The 20,247-nt window shown below is 52.8% G+C and carries 23 protein-coding genes; 16 read left to right on the top strand and 7 right to left on the bottom strand.

Translation table 11 applies throughout. The annotated features are described in order from the left end of the window. Positions 1 to 7 precede the first annotated feature (7 nt). Positions 8 to 364: a HesB/IscA family protein gene (locus tag IVG45_RS01780; protein ID WP_196436188.1), complete on the bottom strand. Its 357-nt coding sequence runs from the start codon at positions 362 to 364 to the stop codon at positions 8 to 10. 195 nt (positions 365 to 559) lie between these two features. Here IVG45_RS01780 and IVG45_RS01775 point away from each other — a divergent pair, with 195 nt between their 5' ends. The 3 genes from IVG45_RS01775 (at position 560) to IVG45_RS01765 (ending at position 2,747) form a co-directional block, all read left to right on the top strand. Then, positions 560 to 820 carry a nitrogen fixation protein NifZ gene (locus IVG45_RS01775; protein WP_196436187.1) on the top strand — a complete coding sequence of 87 codons (261 nt, stop codon included), beginning with the start codon at positions 560 to 562 and terminating at the stop codon, positions 818 to 820. 67 nt (positions 821 to 887) lie between these two features. After that, the gene (locus IVG45_RS01770; RefSeq protein WP_196436186.1) at positions 888 to 1,115 is read left to right on the top strand and encodes a hypothetical protein; all 228 of its coding nucleotides are present in this window, start codon (positions 888 to 890) and stop codon (positions 1,113 to 1,115) included. Between the two features lie 39 nt (positions 1,116 to 1,154). Next, positions 1,155 to 2,747 (top strand): SagB/ThcOx family dehydrogenase, encoded by a 1,593-nt coding sequence (locus tag IVG45_RS01765; protein WP_196436185.1) that lies wholly within the window; start codon positions 1,155 to 1,157, stop codon positions 2,745 to 2,747. Here the strand turns inward: IVG45_RS01765 and lnt are convergent. Continuing rightward, the gene (lnt, locus tag IVG45_RS01760) at positions 2,744 to 4,279 is read right to left on the bottom strand and encodes an apolipoprotein N-acyltransferase (protein ID WP_230874718.1); all 1,536 of its coding nucleotides are present in this window, start codon (positions 4,277 to 4,279) and stop codon (positions 2,744 to 2,746) included. The genes IVG45_RS01765 and lnt overlap by 4 nt on opposite strands. Before the next feature lie 145 nt (positions 4,280 to 4,424). Here lnt and IVG45_RS01755 point away from each other — a divergent pair, with 145 nt between their 5' ends. Next, the gene (locus IVG45_RS01755) at positions 4,425 to 5,936 is read left to right on the top strand and encodes a hypothetical protein (protein WP_196436184.1); all 1,512 of its coding nucleotides are present in this window, start codon (positions 4,425 to 4,427) and stop codon (positions 5,934 to 5,936) included. On the opposite strand, the gene IVG45_RS01750 is transcribed toward IVG45_RS01755, so the two are convergent. The 4 genes from IVG45_RS01750 to IVG45_RS01735 are packed head-to-tail and all read right to left on the bottom strand — an operon-like array spanning position 5,920 to position 9,612. Beyond that, positions 5,920 to 6,816, bottom strand: coding sequence for a 5'-nucleotidase (locus tag IVG45_RS01750; RefSeq protein ID WP_196436183.1), 897 nt, complete (start codon positions 6,814 to 6,816; stop codon positions 5,920 to 5,922). The two genes, IVG45_RS01755 and IVG45_RS01750, sit on opposite strands and share 17 nt — an antisense overlap. A gap of 12 nt (positions 6,817 to 6,828) precedes the next feature. Beyond that, positions 6,829 to 8,526, bottom strand: coding sequence for an SPOR domain-containing protein (locus IVG45_RS01745; RefSeq protein ID WP_196436182.1), 1,698 nt, complete (start codon positions 8,524 to 8,526; stop codon positions 6,829 to 6,831). A 55-nt stretch (positions 8,527 to 8,581) separates the two neighbouring features. Continuing rightward, on the bottom strand, positions 8,582 to 9,313 hold the full coding sequence (locus tag IVG45_RS01740; RefSeq protein ID WP_196436181.1) for a class I SAM-dependent methyltransferase: 732 nt from the start codon (positions 9,311 to 9,313) through the stop codon (positions 8,582 to 8,584). Then, complete coding sequence (locus IVG45_RS01735) at positions 9,310 to 9,612, bottom strand: DUF1244 domain-containing protein (protein WP_196436180.1); 303 nt, start codon at positions 9,610 to 9,612, stop codon at positions 9,310 to 9,312. Before IVG45_RS01735 ends, IVG45_RS01740 begins: the two co-directional genes overlap by 4 nt. Positions 9,613 to 9,724: 112 nt before the next feature. Here IVG45_RS01735 and IVG45_RS01730 point away from each other — a divergent pair, with 112 nt between their 5' ends. From IVG45_RS01730 to IVG45_RS01710, 5 genes are read left to right on the top strand one after another with little or no spacing between them, the layout of a single operon-like run. Beyond that, entirely contained in the window at positions 9,725 to 10,048 is a 324-nt protein-coding gene (locus IVG45_RS01730; RefSeq protein WP_196436179.1) for a hypothetical protein, read from the top strand. Positions 10,049 to 10,079: 31 nt separating this feature from the next. Further along, the gene (locus IVG45_RS01725; protein WP_196436178.1) at positions 10,080 to 10,622 is read left to right on the top strand and encodes a septation protein A; all 543 of its coding nucleotides are present in this window, start codon (positions 10,080 to 10,082) and stop codon (positions 10,620 to 10,622) included. Further along, entirely contained in the window at positions 10,622 to 10,924 is a 303-nt protein-coding gene (locus IVG45_RS01720) for a YciI family protein (RefSeq protein ID WP_196436177.1), read from the top strand. Before IVG45_RS01725 ends, IVG45_RS01720 begins: the two co-directional genes overlap by 1 nt. Further along, positions 10,921 to 11,193: a BolA family protein gene (locus IVG45_RS01715; protein ID WP_196436176.1), complete on the top strand. Its 273-nt coding sequence runs from the start codon at positions 10,921 to 10,923 to the stop codon at positions 11,191 to 11,193. The genes IVG45_RS01720 and IVG45_RS01715 overlap by 4 nt, the downstream gene beginning before the upstream one ends. 3 nt (positions 11,194 to 11,196) lie before the next feature. Then, complete coding sequence (locus IVG45_RS01710) at positions 11,197 to 12,198, top strand: peptidylprolyl isomerase (protein WP_196436175.1); 1,002 nt, start codon at positions 11,197 to 11,199, stop codon at positions 12,196 to 12,198. Positions 12,199 to 12,314: 116 nt separating this feature from the next. Here IVG45_RS01710 and IVG45_RS01705 read toward each other — a convergent pair whose 3' ends face one another. Continuing rightward, a complete protein-coding gene (locus IVG45_RS01705) occupies positions 12,315 to 12,503 on the bottom strand; it encodes a (2Fe-2S)-binding protein (protein WP_196436174.1) in 189 nt (62 codons plus the stop codon). 243 nt (positions 12,504 to 12,746) lie between these two features. Here IVG45_RS01705 and IVG45_RS01700 point away from each other — a divergent pair, with 243 nt between their 5' ends. From IVG45_RS01700 to IVG45_RS01670, 7 genes are all read left to right on the top strand, one after another. Further along, on the top strand, positions 12,747 to 13,223 hold the full coding sequence (locus tag IVG45_RS01700) for a formate dehydrogenase subunit gamma (RefSeq protein ID WP_196437892.1): 477 nt from the start codon (positions 12,747 to 12,749) through the stop codon (positions 13,221 to 13,223). After that, positions 13,223 to 14,767 (top strand): formate dehydrogenase beta subunit, encoded by a 1,545-nt coding sequence (locus tag IVG45_RS01695; RefSeq protein WP_196436173.1) that lies wholly within the window; start codon positions 13,223 to 13,225, stop codon positions 14,765 to 14,767. The genes IVG45_RS01700 and IVG45_RS01695 overlap by 1 nt, the downstream gene beginning before the upstream one ends. A gap of 21 nt (positions 14,768 to 14,788) precedes the next feature. Then, positions 14,789 to 17,641, top strand: a complete 2,853-nt coding sequence (fdhF, locus tag IVG45_RS01690) for a formate dehydrogenase subunit alpha (protein WP_196436172.1) — start codon at positions 14,789 to 14,791, stop codon at positions 17,639 to 17,641. A 15-nt stretch (positions 17,642 to 17,656) separates the two neighbouring features. Beyond that, positions 17,657 to 18,493: a formate dehydrogenase accessory sulfurtransferase FdhD gene (gene fdhD, locus IVG45_RS01685; RefSeq protein WP_196436171.1), complete on the top strand. Its 837-nt coding sequence runs from the start codon at positions 17,657 to 17,659 to the stop codon at positions 18,491 to 18,493. A gap of 3 nt (positions 18,494 to 18,496) precedes the next feature. Further along, positions 18,497 to 18,703, top strand: coding sequence for a formate dehydrogenase subunit delta (locus IVG45_RS01680; RefSeq protein WP_196436170.1), 207 nt, complete (start codon positions 18,497 to 18,499; stop codon positions 18,701 to 18,703). A gap of 432 nt (positions 18,704 to 19,135) precedes the next feature. Continuing rightward, positions 19,136 to 19,777, top strand: a complete 642-nt coding sequence (locus IVG45_RS01675; RefSeq protein ID WP_196436169.1) for a hypothetical protein — start codon at positions 19,136 to 19,138, stop codon at positions 19,775 to 19,777. 46 nt (positions 19,778 to 19,823) lie between these two features. Continuing rightward, entirely contained in the window at positions 19,824 to 20,207 is a 384-nt protein-coding gene (locus IVG45_RS01670) for a hypothetical protein (RefSeq protein WP_196436168.1), read from the top strand. Positions 20,208 to 20,247 lie beyond the last annotated feature (40 nt).

Here is a 20,247-nt window from a genome sequence, read left to right as displayed (position 1 = left end):
CGAGTTCTTAAGAACAGGTTTTTGGGGTGCCGCCGCTCTCGCCGGTGGTAAATGATGATCCGCAGGCACAGCTTTTAACCGCGTTGGGATTGGTAAATTTAAAGCCCGAGCCCTCCAGGCTATCGACAAAATCGATGGACATACCGTCCAGCTTGGGCAGACTGAGCGGATCGACAAACACTTTGACCGCGCCGCAATCGATCACGCTGTCATCCGGATTTTCTTTCGCTTCCAACTTCATTCCATAAGACAAGCCGGAACAACCGCCATCGGTCACTTCGATGCGCAACCCGCCGGTCGGCTTGTCGGAACTACTGATAAAACGGCCCACGGCCTGAATGGCGCTTTCGGTTAATGTAATCATTTTTAAATCTCCTGAACGGGTTGGCATTGATCTTGTAAACAGTTAAAGCAACCAGCATGCCATGCGAGAAAATACCGGCTAAGCCACTGTATTTATTCGAATCAAGGCAGCCGGCCACCCTCAATGGGCAAGCCGTTTCATAACAATCCATCTGTTATTGTCGGTTTTGCTACAAATTACGCACAGGAGAATCAAATGAACATAGAAGACTTGGATTTAGGCGATGTGGTTTATGCCGCGCACACCATCGTCGATGACGGCAGCATGCCCGAAAGCGAGGAAGGCGAGGTTCTGGCCGAGGAAGGCACTCGCGGCGTGATCGTGATGAAAGGCTATGTGGAAGAAGATCCAGGCCGTAGCGTGTTTCTGGTACGGTTCGAAGACAAGGAATTGAATCTGGGGCGGCCGATCGGCTGCTGGATCGAGGATTTGATGGCGCCGGAAATGACTGCCTAAACGAATAAAATCATCGGCGCAAGCGAGCATCGTCTATTCTAATCTCATACTCCTCCGGAGAAAGTGAATGGAATTTATCGATTGGGCCGCAACCATACTCGGCGCCATGCTGATCTTCGCTGGCGTCCGGGCAATCCGGCGTAGAGAAGCGCATGTTCCCGATCGCTGCGCCGGAGGCAGTGCTATAGGTCGGTTAGCCATGGATAATTCTGGACAGGTTGTGTGCCTGCGCCGTGATCTTGGATATTGCACCGTTGCAGAGCCTGTTCCGTCTGTTTCCGAAGCCGCCGATTGATAGGCTCTGTATCGTATTCCCCTAATTTAACCAGCCGCCATGACCACTGACCCCAACGCAGTCATTCAATATCACAACCGCAGCAAACACCAACTCAACGCTTACGCCAAGGGTCCGGAATCCCTGGATTGGGACGACCAACCCAACCCGTTTCGGCGTTTCAGCGGCTGCGAGACGGTGAAACTGCCGACACCCGGCACCGAACTGGATTGTCTGTTCGCCGATTTGGACAAACCCGAGCGGATTGCCCCACGGCCGTTGACGTTGGCGAATCTGGGCCTGCTGCTGGAATTGTCGTTCGGCTTGTCGGCTTGGAAACAATTCGGCCCGGACCGTTGGGCCTTGCGCTGCAATCCGTCCAGCGGCAACCTGCATCCGACCGAGGCTTATCTGCTTTGCACCGATTCAGCCCTACTCCAGCCCGGTGTCTATCATTACGTCAGCCGCGACCATCTATTGGAACGCCGCTGCCGCTTCGATGCCGGCGATTTGCAATCCGAGTTGTACATAGGCCTGTCATCGATACACTGGCGCGAAGCCTGGAAATACGGCGAACGTGCGTTCCGTTATTGCCAACACGACATCGGCCACGCCCTGGCCGCCTTGAGTTACGCCGCCGCCTGTCTGGGCTGGTCGTTGGAATTGTGCGGCGAAGCCGGCGATAGCCAGATCGCCGGCTGGCTGGGGCTGGATCGAGTAGGCGACTTTGTCGCTAGTGAGCATGAAGCGGCCGATCTGTTCTGCCGACTGCATATTGGCCACCAAGCCGTATCGGGCTTGGATTTCGAGCAATTGTCGCAAATCCTACAATCGGCCGAATGGTTCGGCACGGCCGACAAACTGAGCGGCCGGCATTTTTACCGTTGGCCCATCATCGAGGAAGTCTCGCAACAGGCGCAAAAACCGGTCACCGCGGCCGAACGTTGGCAAGCCCCGGTTTCGGAACTACCGATACCCAGCCATAACGGCGCCGCCAGTAGTCTGATACGCCAACGCCGTAGCGCCCAGCATTTCAACGGCAAGGCCGAACCGTTGCCGCTGGCGGATTTTCAACGCATGCTACTGGCACTGCTGCCCAGCGCGAAACCGCCGTTCAGCGCCTGGAACTGGCCGGCTCAAGTGCATATAGTGCTATTCGTGCACCGGGTGGCCGAAATGGAGCCGGGGCTATATCTGCTGCCACGGGAGGCCGGCGATATAGAGGAACTGAGGCAGGCCTTTTCCGCCGAGTTCGTCTGGCAAAAAGCCGAAGCGCCATTCGAGTTTTATCAACTGACTCCCGGCAATGTGCGCCAAGCCGCCAAAACCCTATCCTGCCATCAACCGATTGCCAGCGACAGCGCTTTCAGCCTGGGCATGCTGGCCCGCTTCGCCAGCAATGTTGAAGCCGAAGCCTGGCGCTACCGGCGCTTGTTCTGGGAATGCGGCCTGATCGGACAGATTTTATATCTGGAAGCCGAGGCGGCCGGCGTCAGGGGCACAGGCATCGGTTGCTTCTTCGACGACGCAGTGCATGGGGTTTTGGGATTAAAGGATAATGCTTGGCAGAGTTTGTATCACTTCACGGTGGGCGAAGCGCTGAATGACAATCGCCTGCAAACCTTTCCGGCTTATGTCCATTTGACGGACTAAACCAAGTGGCTAGCTCGAGCGGCGGTTAAAATCTTGCGCCTTAAACCTTGATTCCGGCTCGAATAGCGGCTAATCCCAAGCACGGCCAACACCAACAAACTCATGCCGGCGAACAAAAGCTGGTCGCCCAATTGAGCATAAGGTGTCATGCCGGCCATCGGGATGATGCTGTCGGTCACGGTGGTTGTCGTGTATAGCGGCGCTTGTTTAGCGATCTTGCCGTTGGGCAGCACGAATCCGGTCAGACCGGTGTTGGTAGCGCGCAGCAAATAGCGCCCGGTTTCCAGTGCGCGCATCCGGGCCATTTGCATATGTTGATGAGGCTGCGAGGTGTCGCCGAACCAGGCATCGTTGGTGACATTGACCAGATAAGCGGCCTTTTCCACCTGCCGAATGACCAATTCGCCAAACGCGTCTTCATAGCAAATAGTGGTGACAAAGGCATGGCCGCCGGCTTGCAACAGCGGCTGTCTGTCGCCACCCGCGGCAAAATTGCCCAGCGGAATTTGCAATCGGTCCAAGACCCAACCCGACAGGGGCTGCAACGGCAGATATTCGCCGAATGGCAATAAATGATTTTTGTGATACAAGGCTTGGGTCCGGCCCAGAGTCATCACGCTGTTGTAATATTCCCCGCCAGAACCTTCGACCGGCAGACTGACCACCAAATCCACACCCTTTTCTCGCGCCGTCGCCGCCAATGGCTCCAGATAAAAATCCTTCACTTCCGACCAAAAGACCGGAATCGAGGTTTCCGGCCAGATAATCACATCGGAGTCCCAATGCCGATTAGTCAGTTGTTGATACAGCGTCAAGGTATTCAACTTTTGATTAGGCAGCCATTTTAGATTTTGCTGGATATTGCCTTGCACCAATGTGATGTTAATCGGCTCGCCAACCGCCTGGGTCCATTGCACGCCCATCAAAATCCAGCCGCAGCCCCAAATCAAGCCGGGGAATATCAAGCCCGGCCATGGCGGCAACTTGCCGCGCCCTATTTCAACCAACGCGGCGGCCGAAGCCGACAACAAAAATCCGACACCATAGACACCACTGACGGCCGCATAGCCGGCTAGCGGCGTATCCAACTGGCTATAAGCGATTTGCAACCAGGGAAATCCGTTTAACAACCAGTAGCCGCGAAAATATTCCACGGCCACCCAAAGTAAGGCCAGCGCCAAGACCCTGAACCAGGCACCCGCCATGCCGAACACTTTTGCCGACAACGCCGCCGTCAACGCCGGAAATAGCGCCCATAAAGCCACCAGCAACAACGTCAAGAAACCTGAACTGACAGGATCGGCCCCGCCGAAATCATGGATACTGATGTAGACCCACCAGATACCTGAGCCGAATAAACCCAAACCGAAAAGATAGCCGATCAGGGCGGCTCGTTTAACTGGCCGATTCAGACAGGCCGAATAAAAAAATACCAGCGCCACTAATGCGGCGTAACCATAATCGTAAGGCGCAAATGCCAGTGTCAGCATAACGCCAAACAACGGCGCTACCATTTCCCATTTCCATTGCATTATTCGAGTCATTGTCTATTGTAGGATGTAAAAACCGGCGCATTATTATGCCTTGATCATGTTTAGTCTAAAGTTCTGTTTTCATAATCAAACTTATTTCGGCTAGACTTGCACGGTATATGACAGACCTTAAAAAAGAATAACAATGACAGCCAACCGTAATTTACCGTTTGAACCGACGTCAGAGGCGTTAGCCGGCTGGCTGGATTCCTTGAGCAAGCTGCCGCATGCCCAAGCCGCCCATCAATTGAATCAAGTTCTGAAACAACTCAAGGACGAAAAATGCCAGACCGGAGTATTGTTAGCGCTTTTGACCAATTTAACCCCGCTAACCCTGCATTTTTCCGGCAGCCTATCGGCCTCGGCAAGCAATGAGCCGAGTAGCTCGGGCACGGCGTATAAGCTTGGAAAATTGAGCATGCAATTACCCAGACAACTGGGTTTGCTTTTTTGCCAATTAGCGGAAAGCAACACACTTGAAGGGACGGATTTACAAACGGCGATTTATTATGCCTTGCAGTTAATCGGCATCTGTTTTCGCAGCTACAGCCTGTTTTACGAAGCGCCGTCCGCCACGCTCTGGAAAAAATCCGCAGCGCTATTCAAACTGGCCAGCACAAACGATTGTTTAAATACCAGCCAAGCGACAAAGTTAGCCGAATTCAAGTCGCAAACCACGATAGAAACCGTCGTCAAACGCAATCTGCTGTTCAGTGTTTTGATGCCCAACCAGTTTAGCCGTGAAGAAATCAACCAGTTTTTCCTGCTCGCCAATCAACACGCCGATCTGCTGGAAATCACCAGCGATCGCCAGGCCTGGAATTTCGGGTTTTACTGGGATTTGAACGACGAACTGCCGCCCTGCCCGGTTAGGAAAACCAACAAATCCCTACCCGAGGGCTATATTGCAATCGACAGTCAGCGGATCAGCCATGACTTACAACTGGGAGGCATTGCGACCAAGCTGCCCCCAAGCACCCAAAACAAACTGGCGCTGTTCCTGAGTGGCTATCATCAAGTCTTCGGATCCATTATTCCCGGCCTGCCGTCCTATTCGAAATTGATTTTGGGTTTTGGCGGGATAACCAACTATTTGCAGGAACTGAATAAATTAGTCAAGATTCAGCAACTCAGCTCCTTGTCTGGCGAGAAAAGCCTGAAACGGGATTTATCCTTGGTACCCTTGGAACATCAACGCAATGTTTTCGAGGCCCTTGACCAGCCCTTTTCCGCCAAACAACAAAGCGTCGGCAAATCGGTCAATGTGTTGAAAACCCCCAACAAACTCTATCAGATTGCCGAAAGCCGCGGGCTCGACTGTAGCACCGGCGATCTTGCCTTACTGTATAAAGAGCAACATCCGGTGTCGTTGGCTATCATCCGCCAACAAAACTTCAACGATCTTTCCAATGCCAATCACGTTCTGCTGGAAATGGTACCCGGCCAATGCACCATCTACAGCCTGGCTAAAAACGCGATTGTTCCTCATGCCATCATTGTTGGCGAAGACAGTGAACACCCGCAAGTATTTTTAGCCAGCGGCAAATACAACGTCGGCGGTAAAATTCAATTATCGATAGGCCACTCATTGATTTTGACGGCCTGCCTGGAGAGCAACGCTTATTTTGCCCGTTTCAAATTCAGCTTTGATTCGTAATCCCATGCGGTACATGGGCCGAAGCGACTTGATGCATTTCGGCCGACTCGCAATGACCTTTTTGATCGTCGAAGAAAATATCCGCGCCAAACGCCTTTAGAAACGCACCCTTCGGCATGCCGCCCAAGAACAAGGCTTCATCGATACGAATTTCCCAGGCTCTCAAGGTCCGCACCACCCGCTCATGCGCCGGTGCCGCCCGCGCCGTCACCAAAGCCGTGCGAATCGGAGAAACCTCCGGCTCGAAATGGTTCTGAATCCGATGCAAAGCACTCAAAAACTCTTTCAACGGCCCGTCGGACAAGGGCTTGTGTGCTTGATCTCGCTCATTGGCGGCAAATGCGGCCAGCCCCTGCTGTTGATAGATGCGCTCGGACTGGTCGGAAAACAGCACGGAATCGCCATCGAAGGCAATCCGTAGTTGATTCGAAGCATTGCTGCCCGAACCCGAGACGATGGTTGCGGCGGCATAGCCGGCCGCCAGCGCTTTTTTGACATCCTCGCCGTTGGCGGACAAGAAAAGATGAGCCCCGAAGGCCGGAATATACTCATAAGGCGATACCCCGCTGGTAAACGCCGCCCGGCTAATCGCCAAACCGTAGTGGTTGATCGAATTGAAGATCCGCAACCCGGTGTCGGCGCTGTTTTGCGACAACAGGATGATTTCCACCAACGGTTGAGCCGGAAAGGCCTGGTTGATATCGAGAAACTTTTTCACCAACTGGAATCCAAAGCCCGGTTGCAGAACTTCGTTTTCGTGTTCGATTTGATAACGGCAGAACGCTTCCTTGCCTTGAGTTTCGAATATCGCATGCGATTCATCCAGATTAAACAAGGCCCTGGAAGAGATCGCAACCACCAATTTCTGATTCTGCTGCATGGAAGCTACCGGCTAATTTTTGATTTTGGCAACCCAGACCGAATCCAAGTTAAGGGTTTTCTTGACCCGCGCCGCGTAAGCCGCGGCCTCGTATTGGGTTTTAAAACCGTCGACCACCAACCGGTACCAAGTTTCACCCTTGGTCACAGCTTTGTCGACTCTGGCCGGCACGCCCTTGGCCGTGAATTCCTCGGCTTTGCGCTTTGCATACCAATCTTGCTTGAATGCCACCAAATTGACTATCCAATTTTCCTGAACCGCCGGCGGCTTTTGAACTGCCGGTTTCGGCGCCGAGCCGACTTTGCCTTTTTCCAAGGCCGCCAGTTTACTCTGCAACGCTTCGATCGCGGCCCCCATTTGCATATCCTGATTACTCAGGTCGCTCAGGTGTTTGGCCAAATCTCCGGCCGGTTTGCCGGTATCGCCACCACCTTGAAGGGATTTGGTTAAATCGGCAAGCTGATTGGCCGTAACCGTATTGGCCAAGGTCAATTCATCCAGTTGTTTTCGTAACATTTCCGTTTCGGCGGCATCGGCGGCCGGCGCGCTACTAATCTGTTCCTGCAACTTACCGATGTGCTCCACTAATTGGCTAACCTGCAACTTGGCGATATAGCCCTGAAAGCCCAATCCGCCTCCGACGATCAGCGCCACGCCCGCAATGGCATTGGCTACATAAGCGGATAGCGGTTTTTTATTGGCCAGTGCATCGAAATTGCGCTTGGCTTTCTTTTGCTCGGTCTTTAGCATATCGATGCTATCCAGGCAGGCGTTCAGTTCATCCTTATTGCTTTTGAGCTGAATTTCCTGCTTGACCAAGGTTTGCTGTTTTTTCAAATCGTTGATTTGACGGCTTAACCCCGCCAGTTCAGCGCCATGGTCGATTATCGCGCCGGACTTTTCAGGCATAGTCCGCACGGCGCCGTCGGCTTGAGCCGTATCGATACCGGATAAATCGACGGTTTTCGGCGTTTCCGCTAGCGGCTCACCAATGTCCGCGGCAAAGTCGTCATGCTCGGCCTCGATGTCCCGCTCGCTAGCGTGTATTGCAAGATCTGCATCAAGACTTTCGACTTTCGCTTCAAGATCGGCGGTGATGGCCGATTTAGCGGCGCTATCGATATGGTCATCCGCTGAAATATCGAAATCGGCCAGCAAGAAATCAGCATTGTCGCGGTTAAACTGTCCAGGCACATCGGAAAACTCATCAATTTCAGCCATGTTTTCCAGTTCGTCTTTTAGAGGAACGGGATCGGCCTTGAAATCGGGAAAGGCCGGGGCGGTGTCAGCAAACTCATCGATCTCTTCCACGCTTTCCAATGGACTCAGATCGACATGCTCATCCTCATCAACCTGATCGAACGGACTTATCTCGTCCGCATCCGGTTCGTTCTTGGGCTTGGGCGTGATATTAATCTCGGCGATAATATCGTCGACATCATCGCCAAATTCATCGTATTCCGCCGCCAACGACTGATCCTTGCCGACTTGCTCGGCAAGCAACTGGTCGATGTCATTTAACCCGCCAGACTCGGCGTTCTCGTCTTCCTCCGGAAACACATCGCCGACCAATAATCGATCGATAGCCTCGTCATCGTCAATCAGCCCGACTTGCTGTTCGTTCGTCTCATCGAGATTCAGCATCGAATCCAGATCATCGGCAAAACTACCCTGTGATTTTGGTTTTTTATCGTTTTTAGACTCAGCCATTGTTAACCTCGCACCCTAATCATGTATCTCAAAAACGAAACCCGACAGCTTTTTGTCATTTAACCGCAGTCATCAGAGCATTCACATCTTTACGCATCTTGAACTGAATTTGTTTAAAACCGGCGGCGATCAGCTGTTGCATGGCCACGGACTCGCGCATGATGCGATTCTCGGACTCGTCGCTGAACAGGTGAATAACCCAATGTTCCAATAAATCCAGACGATTGATTTCAGTCAAGACCTTGAAATAGCCAGCCACTTCCAGCTGAGTATTGCGCGTATGGGTAGCGACATCGTCCAAGGCATAGCGATCGCCGTTGACAAACCGAGCGTCGGGTTTTAGTACCCGAAATATCTCATGCAAAACTTGTTCCCGATAACCGGCTTCGAAATTATGCAGTGTATAAGCCGACGCCACCAGATCAACGCTGTCGTCGTCCAGTTTTTTCAAGGCGGTTAAGGCATCATCGCCGGAAAACCGCAAACGGCCAGCATCGACCCAATCCTGTAGACTTTGCCTTGCCTGGTTTTGCATGGTCGGCTCATTATCGACGCTCAGCAGCCGTAGCCGGTCGTCGGCCGACAACAGGGACAATGTGGTGATACCGGTACCGCCGCCTAATTCAACCACGGTCAGCGGGTAGGCTTTGGTCCGGCAGTATTCACCAACTTCACCCCCGACCAGCTGACTCATTTCGGTAGCGGATGGGCAAATCTGTTTCAACATCCGGTATTCATGACCGATGATCCCGGAGAACATCGCATCAAGACTATAATCGGCTCTCATGATTGCGCTTTTGCTTTTTGTTTGGCGTCATAAGCGGCCAATTGCTCCGCCGTAGCCTCGGTTTGATAGCGCTCTTTCCACTCGCTGTAAGGCATGCCGTAGACGATTTCCCTGGCTTGCTCGTAAGTGACGTCGCCGCCACGATCGGCCGCCGCCGCCGCATACCATTTAGCCAAGCAATTACGGCAAAAATCGGCCAGAATCATCAATTCAATGTTCTGTACTTCGGTGTGTAGCCGCAGATGCTCTACTAAGCGTCTGAATGCGGCAGCCTCAAATTCAATAGTTTTGTCTTGCATCAACTTCCTCCTAAAATTTGCATTTTATCAGTAAAGCCGTTCGCCTCATGTACATTTGAAAGTAAAGAATCTACAATTGGCGATTATTTATCCGTGCGTTTAATACTAACTTGTGAACACCATACACAGTTCATCGCTGGCGTCGTATCGTATCGGTTACATCAAACCGGAGCCGGATCGTTTTGAAAAAAATCCAGCCAACCCGGCTGAAGCCAATGCTGGCTCCTCCAACAATCAGCAACTTACCGGACCGGTTTCGACCCCGGAGCAAGTTAAGGCGGCCCTGGACAAAAGTGAGCTGAATAAAGTCAACAGTTACGAGCAATCCGGTAGCTCCCGCACGGCTAAAGCGTTAATCGCCTACGCCGAAGCCCGTAACCAACCGATTCAGACCGAACTTGCCGCCGACCTTTTCCATCTCGATATTTACGTTTAATTTTTTACTTTCCATTGCTTCCCAACCCTAGATGAAACCATTTTTAGAATTTTTCCCTATTGTTCTATTTTTTATTGCCTATAAACTTTACGACATCTACATCGCCACCGCGGTTGTGATTGCGGCAACCATTATTCAAGTCATCAGCTATTGGCTGATGTATCGTAAAGTAGAAACCATGCAATGGATTACGCTGGGTTTGATCCTGGTGATGGGGGGAGCAACGCTTTACCTGCAGGATGAACAATTTATCAAATGGAAATTGACCATTATCGAATGGCTATTTGGGGGCGCTTTCTTGGCTAGCCAATTCATCGGCCCTAAAACCTTCATCGAACGCATGATGGGCGCCAATCTGGAATTACCCGCCCGCATCTGGAAACGGTTAAATCTGAGTTGGGCCTGTTTTTTTATTGGCGTGGGCTGTGTAAACCTTTATGTAATGAACCATTACAGCACCGACGAGTGGGTCAGTTTCAAAACCTTCGGAGTCCCCGGCTTGATGGTGGCTTTTATCGTGATCCAAATGGCGTTTTTATATAAATATGCCCCGGAAACAGAGGCCAAAAAATAATGCTTTACGCCATCATCAGTGAAGATGCGAACGATAGCCTGGCAAAACGCCTGGCCGCCCGTCCCGCTCATTTACAAAGACTTCAGGATTTACAAAACCAAGGTCGGCTAATCCTGGCGGGCCCGCATCCCGCGATCGACGCGGAAAACCCCGGCGAGGCCGGTTTTAGCGGCAGCTTGATCGTTGCCGACTTCCAAAGCCTGACAGACGCCCGGCTATGGGCCGATGCCGATCCTTATATCGATGCGGGCGTATATGCTCGCGTTACCGTCAAACCTTTCAAACAAGTATTTCCACAATGACCGCTACCCAAATCAGACAAAAACTGGAAGAAGCTCTTAAGCCGGATTTAATCGAAATTATTGACCATAGTGCCGCCCACGCCGGACATGCCGGCAACAAAGGCGGCGGTCATTACAATGTCACCCTGGTTTCCGAAAAATTTGAAGGCAAATCCCTGGTACAAAGACATCAACTGATTTATCAAATATTAGGCGACATGATGAAAGATGAAATCCATGCGCTTGGTATTAACGCCTTAACCCCCTCCGAAAACAGTAAAGGAAATTAATCAATGAAAATAAAAATCATCCCACTGATTCTGGCCGGTGCCGCCATGGTCTCCGGCTGCGAAAAACCGGAAACACCCGCTGCCGCCGCCCCCACCGTCAGCAAGCAAGATGCGGTCGCATCGGTCAATGGCGTTTATATCAGTAAAAAAACCTTGGAAACCCTGGAAAAAGAAATTGCCGAGCGTAGCCAAGGCCAATCCTTCCCCAAGGAACAATTATTGGAAGAGCTGATCCAGCGCGAATTGCTGATTCAACAAGCTCTGCAAAAGAAACTGGATCAATCACCCGAAGTGATTGAGCGAATGGCAACCGTGAAAAATTCATTGTTGTCTCAAGCCGCTTTACAGGATTATTTAAAAGCCAACCCGGTGACCGAAGAAGAAATCAAGGCCGAATATGACTCCAAAATGGCAAACATGGGCGAAGAATACAAGGCCCGCCATATTTTGGTAAAAACCGAGGATGAAGCCAAGAAAATCATCGAGGAATTGGAAAAAGGCGGGGACTTTCAGGCCCTGGCCAAAAAACACTCGATTGATCCGATGGGTGCCGAAGGCGGAGACCTGGGCTGGTTTACCGCTGACCGCATGGTCCCACCCTTTTCGGAAGCCGTGGTCGCGCTGGAAAACGGCAAATACAGCAAACAACCGGTACAAACTCAATTCGGCTGGCACGTTATCTTGAGAGAAGAAGCCAGGGCGCTGACTCCGCCTCCGTTTGACGCAGTCAAGGAGCAAATCCGCCCAATGCTGCAACGTCAAAAAGCCCAGACCATGATAGAAAACTTGCGCAATAGCGCAAAAGTCGAAGTGCTTTTACCGCCAGCCGAATTAAAACCGGCCGAGGCAAAACCTAGCGAAGCACCCGCTCCGGCTGCGTCCGAACCAGCCAGCGAAGCTCAACCAGCCGCTGAAAATACCACAACCCAAGCAGCCCCAGCCACTACTGAAGCGGCACCTGCTCCCGTGGAACCCGCCAAGCCCGAAGCAGTTCCGGCTCAATAAAGCGACCACAAAAAGCAGGATGGCTTGATCATCCTGCTTTTTCAAACCGTATCCGCTCAGAATACGAATCCCATGCCGGTTACCAATGTAAATGCATTCGCCGACCAACCAACGGCCTAAGCCTGTTGCATAGTCCGCTGCCGACACACTCTCTCATCCAGCAAACTTTTGATGCTTTGCGTACATTTCCCGCATACCCCACCGGCACCGGTGCATTGCATCAACTGTCTGCGCGTACAAGCACCCTGATCGATTGCCCGAACCACTTGATTATCGGTAACGGCTTTACACACACAAACGTACATAGCTACCTCGCGAACCAAACTCTCTGATGAATGGCTACTAATGATAACGATTATCATTTGAAAGTAAAGCCCTTCCGATTAATTAATTGTTGCCTTTTTTGAAACCAAACCTGTAAGCCCTTAAAAAACCACGTAAACGTTAGGTAATTCGCGGGATTGAGGCGTTACCTTGCATTGCAAATGCGCGTTTGTTCATGATTAAATAGCTCGCTGAACATTTCATCATTACTTACAGAGCCCATGATGCAAGACTACCAAAGCCAAAAACCTATCGTGCTTGACATACTGGATGCCCACCGGACCATGCCGGGCAATCTGCTTCCTATCCTTCACGGCATTCAGGATACGCTGGGTTATATCCCGTCGGCGGCGGTAGAAGACATTGCCAGGTCGTTGAATTTGTCCAAAGCCGAAGTGCATGGCGTCATCAGTTTTTATCATTATTTCCGCACCACGCCGCCAGGCAAACATACCATCCGCATCTGCCGAGCCGAATCTTGCCAAGCCATGAACGGCAAGGCCCTGGAAAGTCACGCCAAACAAACCCTGGGTATCGATTTCCACGAAACCAGCTCCGATGAACATTTTTCCCTCGAGCCTGTCTACTGCCTCGGAAACTGCGCATGTTCGCCCTCCATCACTATCGATGACGAAGTTCATGGCCGTGTTACTCCGGAAAAATTCGATCAACTGTTAGCCGCATGCAAAGGTGCCAAATAATGAGCCGTGTATTCATTTCCCGCGATTCCACCGCGCTGTCCCTGGGTGCCGAAAAAGTAGCGGCCACCTTGCAACAATTGTCCGACACTAAAGGTTTGAAGATCGAAATCGTCCGCAACGGCTCGCGCGGGTTATTTTGGCTGGAGCCACTGATCGAGGTCGAAACCGACCAAGGCCGAGTCGCTTACGGACCTGTTCAAGCCGAAGATGTGGCCTCCTTGTTGGAAACCGGATTATTGGAAGGTAAACAGCACCCGCTGTATTTGGGCAATATCGAAGAATTGCCTTATTTCAAAAATCAAAACCGCCTGACTTTCGCCCGCGTCGGCCTGACCGATCCGGTCAATATCGATGACTACATTGCTCACGACGGCTATCGCGGCTTGAAAAACGCACTGGCTCTGCAACCGGCCGACATCGTCAAGCACGTCACCGATTCCGGATTGCGCGGCCGCGGCGGCGCGGCGTTTCCGACCGGCATCAAATGGAACACCGTGCTGAACGCACCCGCCGAGCAAAAATACATCGTCTGCAACGCCGACGAAGGCGACTCCGGCACCTTCTCCGACCGGATGATCATGGAGGGCGACCCTTTCGTACTGATCGAAGGCATGACCATCGCCGGCTTGGCGGTCGGTGCGACTCAAGGTTACATCTACTTGCGCGTCGAATACCCGCATGCCAAGGTTGCACTGAACCAAGCGATAGCAGCCGCGTATAAAAACGGTTATCTGGGCGAAAACATTCAAGGCAGCGGTAAGACCTTCCATCTGGAAGTGCGCAGCGGTGCCGGCGCTTATATCTGCGGCGAGGAAACTTCGTTGCTGGAAAGTCTGGAAGGCAAACGCGGCCTGGTCCGCTTCAAACCACCGCTTCCCGCCATCGTCGGCTTGTTCGGTAAACCAACCGTCGTCAACAACGTCATTTCACTCGCTTCGATTCCGGTCATTCTGGACAAGGGCGGCGAATACTATAAAAACTATGGCATGGGCCGTTCGCGCGGCACCCTACCCCTGCAACTGGCCGGCAACATCAAACATCCCGGTTTGTTCGAAGCCGCGTTCGGTATGACCTTGCGCGAAATTCTCTACGCTTACGGCGGTGGTTCCGCCAGCGGCCGGCCGATCCGTGCCGTGCAAGTCGGCGGCCCCTTGGGCGCCTATCTGCATGAAGGCCAGTTCGACACACCACTAGACTACGAAGCTTTCGCGGCGATTTCGGCGGTATTGGGCCACGGCGGTATCGTCGTCCACGACGACAGCGTCAATATGGCCGATATGGCCCGCTATGCGATGGAGTTTTGCGTCGAAGAATCCTGCGGCAAGTGCACACCCTGCCGGATTGGTTCGACCCGAGGCGTCGAGGTAATAGACCGCATCGTCGACGGCACTCAAAAAGACAAAAATACCGTACTGCTACGCGATTTGTGCGACACCATGATGTACGGTTCCTTGTGTGCGATGGGCGGCATGACACCTTATCCGGTGTTGAGTTCGCTGAATCATTTTCCCGAAGACTTTGGCCTTCCAGCCGCCAAAGCCTGATCGATCACCCGGAGGTAGCTCATGTCAGCCAATATAGAAATCGATTACGGAACACCCGCCAGTCCGTCCGAAAATCAAGTCACCCTGGAGATCGACGGCCGCCAGGTGACCGTCAATGCCGGCAGCTCCGTGATGCGCGCAGCCGCCGAAGCGGGAATCAGCATCCCCAAACTGTGCGCCACCGATAGTCTCGACCCTTTCGGTTCCTGCCGCATGTGTCTGGTGCAAATCGAAGGCGCGCGCGGCTATCCGGCCTCTTGCACCACACCGGTTGCCGAAGGCATGAAGGTCTGCACCCAGAATGACAAACTGGCCAATATCCGGCGCGGGATCGCCGAACTGTATATCTCGGACCACCCTCTGGACTGTCTGACTTGCGCGGCCAACGGTGATTGCGAATTGCAGGATACCGTCGGCCAAGTCGGTCTGCGCGAAGTACGCTACGGTTTCGAAGGCGAAAATCACCTCGATAGCGAAAAGGACACCAGCAACCCCTATTTTGCGTTCGATCCAGCCAAATGTATCGTCTGTTCGCGTTGCGTGCGTGCTTGCGAGGAAGTGCAAGGCACTTTCGCGCTAACCATCGATGGCCGTGGCTTCGACTCCAAAGTTTCTCCGGGCCAGGACCAGCCGTTCATGGAATCGGAATGCGTCTCCTGCGGCGCCTGCGTGCAAGCCTGCCCAACCGCGACCTTGATGGAAAAAGCCGTGATCGATCTCGGCCAACCGGAACACAGCACCATCACCACTTGCGCCTATTGCGGCGTCGGTTGCTCGTTCCGCGCCGACATGAAAGGCGAACAACTGGTACGCATGGTGCCCGATAAAAACGGCCAGGCCAACCACGGACACTCCTGCGTCAAGGGCCGATTCGCCTTCGGTTACGCCACCCACAAAGACCGTATCACCACGCCAATGGTGCGCGACAAGATTTCCGATCCCTGGCGCGAAGTCAGCTGGCAAGAAGCCATCCAGTTCGCCGCCGACCGTTTCAAACAACTGCAAGCCAAATACGGTAAAGACTCGATCGGCGGTATTACCTCGTCACGCTGCACCAACGAAGAAACCTATCTGGTGCAAAAACTGATCCGCGCCGGCTTCGGCAACAACAACGTCGACACTTGCGCCCGCGTCTGCCACTCCCCGACCGGTTACGGCCTGAAAACCACCTTCGGCGAATCGTCCGGCACCCAGACCTTCGACTCGGTATTAAAATCCGACGTGATACTGGTGATTGGCGCCAATCCGACCGACGGCCACCCGGTGTTCGGTTCGATGATGAAACGTCGTCTGCGCCAAGGCGCCAAACTGATTGTGATCGACCCGCGCAGCATCGACCTCGTGCGCAACAGTCCGCATGTCAAAGCCGATTATCACTTGAAACTGCGTCCCGGCACCAATGTCGCCGTGGTCACCGCCCTGGCTCATGTCATCGTCACCGAAGGCTTGGCCGACGAACAGTTCGCCAGCGAGCGTTGCGATGTCGAATCCTTCAATAAATGGAAAACTTTTGTCGCTCTGCCGCAAAATTCGCCCGAAGCCGTCGCCGAATTAACCGGCGTCGACGCCGAGACCATTCGCGGCGCAGCTCGATTGTATGCAACCGGCGGTAATGGCGCGATTTACTATGGCCTGGGCGTTACCGAACACAGCCAAGGCTCGACCACCGTGATCGGCATCGCCAATCTGGCGATGGCCACCGGCAACATCGGTCGCGAAGGCGTCGGCGTCAATCCATTGCGCGGTCAAAACAACGTGCAAGGTTCCTGCGACATGGGTTCATTCCCGCACGAATTCGTCGGTTACCGCCATGTATCCGACCCGCAAGTTCACGCCCAATTCGAAGCCGCTTGGGGCGTCAAATTGGCATCGGAACCCGGCCTACGCATCCCCAACATGTTTGCTGCCGCCATTGAAGGCAGCTTCAAGGGTTTGTACGTGCAAGGCGAAGACATCGCTCAGTCCGACCCCGACATCAACCATGTGCATCATGCCTTGCGGGAAATGGAATGCATCGTCGTCCAGGATATATTCCTCAATGAAACCGCCAAGTTTGCCCATGTATTTTTGCCGGGTTCTTCCTTCCTGGAGAAAAACGGCACCTTTACCAATGCCGAACGCCGTATTTCGCCGGTGCGCAAGGTAATGACGCCGCTGGCAGGCAAGGAAGACTGGCAAGTCACCCAGGATTTGGCCAATGCGTTGGGTTATCCGATGAACTACAGCCATCCGTCGGAAATCATGGACGAAATTGCCAGCCTGACTCCGCAATTTGCCGGCGTCAGCTACCGGAAAATCGACGAAATGGGCAGCATACAGTGGCCTTGCAACGATGAATCACCCAATGGCACGCCCATCATGCATGCCGATCATTTCGTGCGTGGCAAGGGCCGTTTCCTGCTGACCGAGTACATCCCCACCGCAGAGCGCACCAGCAGTAAATATCCGCTGATTCTGACCACGGGCCGGATTCTGTCGCAATACAACGTCGGCGCCCAAACTCGCCGTACCGACAATGTCGCCTGGCACGGAGAAGACAAGCTGGAAATCCATCCGCACGATGCCGAAGTTCTGGGGATCGCCGATGACGACTGGGTCGGCGTCAAGAGTCGTACCGGCGAGACCGTGTTGCGCGCGCGGGTCACCGACCGCATGCAACCGGGCGTGGTCTATACTACCTTCCACTTCCCGCATTCCGGCGCCAACGTCATCACCACCGACAACTCGGACTGGGCCACCAATTGTCCGGAATACAAGGTAACCGCCGTGCATGTCGCCAAAGTCGCGCAACCGTCGGAATGGCAGCAGCAATACCAAAGCTTCTCCGACAAGCAATTGTCACTGCTGGAAAACCGTATCTCGGCGGACGAATAAGCCGCAATCTTGGATATGGATGCAATCAGTGAGTTGGGCTGGAGCAGTTACCGCAAAGGTCATTACGATGTCTGGCGCGGCCCAGCCCATCAGAACAAGGAAGATTCGGTGGCCGAGGAAGTACCGGTGGTGCTGGTCTACAACACCATTCCTCATGTGGTGATGCTGGCCACGCCATTAAATCTGGAGGATTTTGCGCTGGGCTTTAGCCTGACCGAAGGCATCATTCCGCATCCGGCTGAACTGCAATCAGTCAGAGTGGTACAGCGCTCCAAGGGCGTTGAAGTGCGCATGACCATTCCGGAACAACGTTTCGAAAACATGCATGGCAAGGGCCGCAACATGACGGGCCGCACCGGTTGCGGCCTGTGCGGCGCCAGCACGCTGGAACAAGCTATCCGCCCGCCAAAACCGGTGGGTATAGGCTTGCCGTTGGATGCCGAGTTATTAGCTAACGCCTTGCGGGAAATGCCCGGCAAACAAATCCTGAACCAATTGACCGGCGCCGTGCATGCCGCCGCCTGGCTGGATCCTGATCGCGGCATCATTGCCGTGCGCGAGGATGTGGGCCGACATAATGCCCTGGACAAATTGATAGGCTCGCTGGCCAAGGCCGGCTGCAATTTTGATGCGGGCTGGCTGCTGGTCACCAGCCGCGCCAGTTATGAAATGGTACAAAAAGCCGCCAGCGTCGGCATCACCCTGCTGGCGGCCATCTCGGCCCCCACCGGACTGGCGATACAGTTGGCCGAAGAATGCGGCCTGACTCTAATTGGCTTCGCCCGCAATGACAATCACGTCATCTATACTCACCCTCATCGTTTACAACATTTTCAAGAATCGGTCGCGTAACTCATGGACAACAGCAATTTGATCAAAATGGCCAATAACATCGGCGCTTTTTTTAAATCCGAACCCGACAGAAATCTCGCCATTCAAGGCGTGGAGCAGCACATCAGAAATTTCTGGGAACCGCGCATGCGCCACCAGATCGTTGCCTATCTTGAAAATGGCGGCGCGGAGTTAATGGACATCGTGGCCGAAGCGGTAAAAAAACTGTAAGCGCACTAAGGTTCCGTGACAAATAAGTTCCCGATATTCGAATATCCCGTAGGGGCGAATTCATTCGCCTTGGGCGATTAAAATCGCCCCTACAATGAATTCAAGGAAATTATTTCCAACCAAATCACCGTGTCAGTAAAGCGTTGAAGCGACGCCTGTTCCGGATAAGATTGCCGTCCCAAGGACTTGGCTTCGGCATTCTCGGGCAACTGAATAATTGACTCGACCGAATCCAACAGCGACCAGCAGAGCTTCGAACGCCCGCCGAAGTTGTCGCATCACAACCTCTAAAAGCCCTGATAAGTACGAGCTGAATGATATACAAAAAGGGAGAATCCTTGCCTATCAAAGACTTATTAGGAGGATGCAAGTTTCTTGGTAGATATACGAAAACTATCCAATCATTTGTTAGGAATATAGAAAAGGGTTCCCATGCAAATAAATATCTCACGAATTAAAGCCATTAGGCCTTGGTTGGCTGAGGCTCGCTACACTTGGTTCTCGGTAGGTGTGATTTTAGTCGCTCTCATCATATCTCTTCGGCCAAATACCCCGGAGCCGGTTATTCGCATCACAGGTCTGGCACTTCAAATTCTTGGGATTGCCACCGTCATTTGGGGTATATCTGAAACAAGAGTTCTCTTCGGGCAACCTTCTTTTGTTGCTAAGGCAAAATCCTGGTTAACAGGGTTTCCACTACTTCGACGACAATATACAGCTACTGTTTCGGGTTCGGGCTTTCTTACGACCGGAAAAGCACGGGCCCACTCAACTCATAACCCTGGTACAAACCCTACTATTGAGGATCGCATTGCATCTCTTGAGCGAAATATCACTTTGATTCATGAGCGAATTACTGGAACTGAAAAGGAAATGGATGACGAGTTCCGAAAAGTTTCTGATGCTCTGAAAAACGAGGAACGCGAGAGACAATCGGAAGTTGATTCGCTTCATAGTAAACTTGAAGCAACCGGTACTGGTGGAGTACACATTTCTGCTATTGGTGCATCGTGGCTCTTTGTCGGTGTAACTCTTAGTACGGCAGCACTTGAAATCTCAGAATTTCTGAAATGATAGCCCAACCAACGCATCAGCCCGGCTTCGCTTCGCTGCGTGGATCATGCCTATCATTAGCTCCTATCAGCGAGTATTAAAGATGTATTTCAGCGCTGAAGACCGCCAGCTAATCGAGAGTCTTGAGTACAACCCAAGCTTGAAACCCGGTTACGAAGCACTGAAGGGTTGCTTAGTCTGGGACGATGAGGGGCTTTTCATCGTTGGGCTCTCCGAAGATGGCCGCGAAAAATTAGCTGACCTTTGGATCGCGAGGCTTATCCTTTTTCACGACTTAGACCGGCATACTCTTGATGACAGCTATTTCAAAGATGCATGGAACTTGGCGGTCGCGCAGTTACAAGGCTGGCCGGGATTCAATCGCCTCGTTTTGTCCGCCGAGGATAGGGCGTTCTATGAACACTGCCTGACTAACGCATCAGAGTTATGAAGTCCTGCAATATGAGTTCTAACACTACAACCGCCCGCTT

It is taken from the genome of Methylomonas sp. LL1 (assembly GCF_015711015.1).
Taxonomy (GTDB): Bacteria; Pseudomonadota; Gammaproteobacteria; order Methylococcales; family Methylomonadaceae; genus Methylomonas.
Note: the sequence above shows the minus strand (reverse complement) of the source record. Positions and strands in the feature narration are given on the sequence as shown.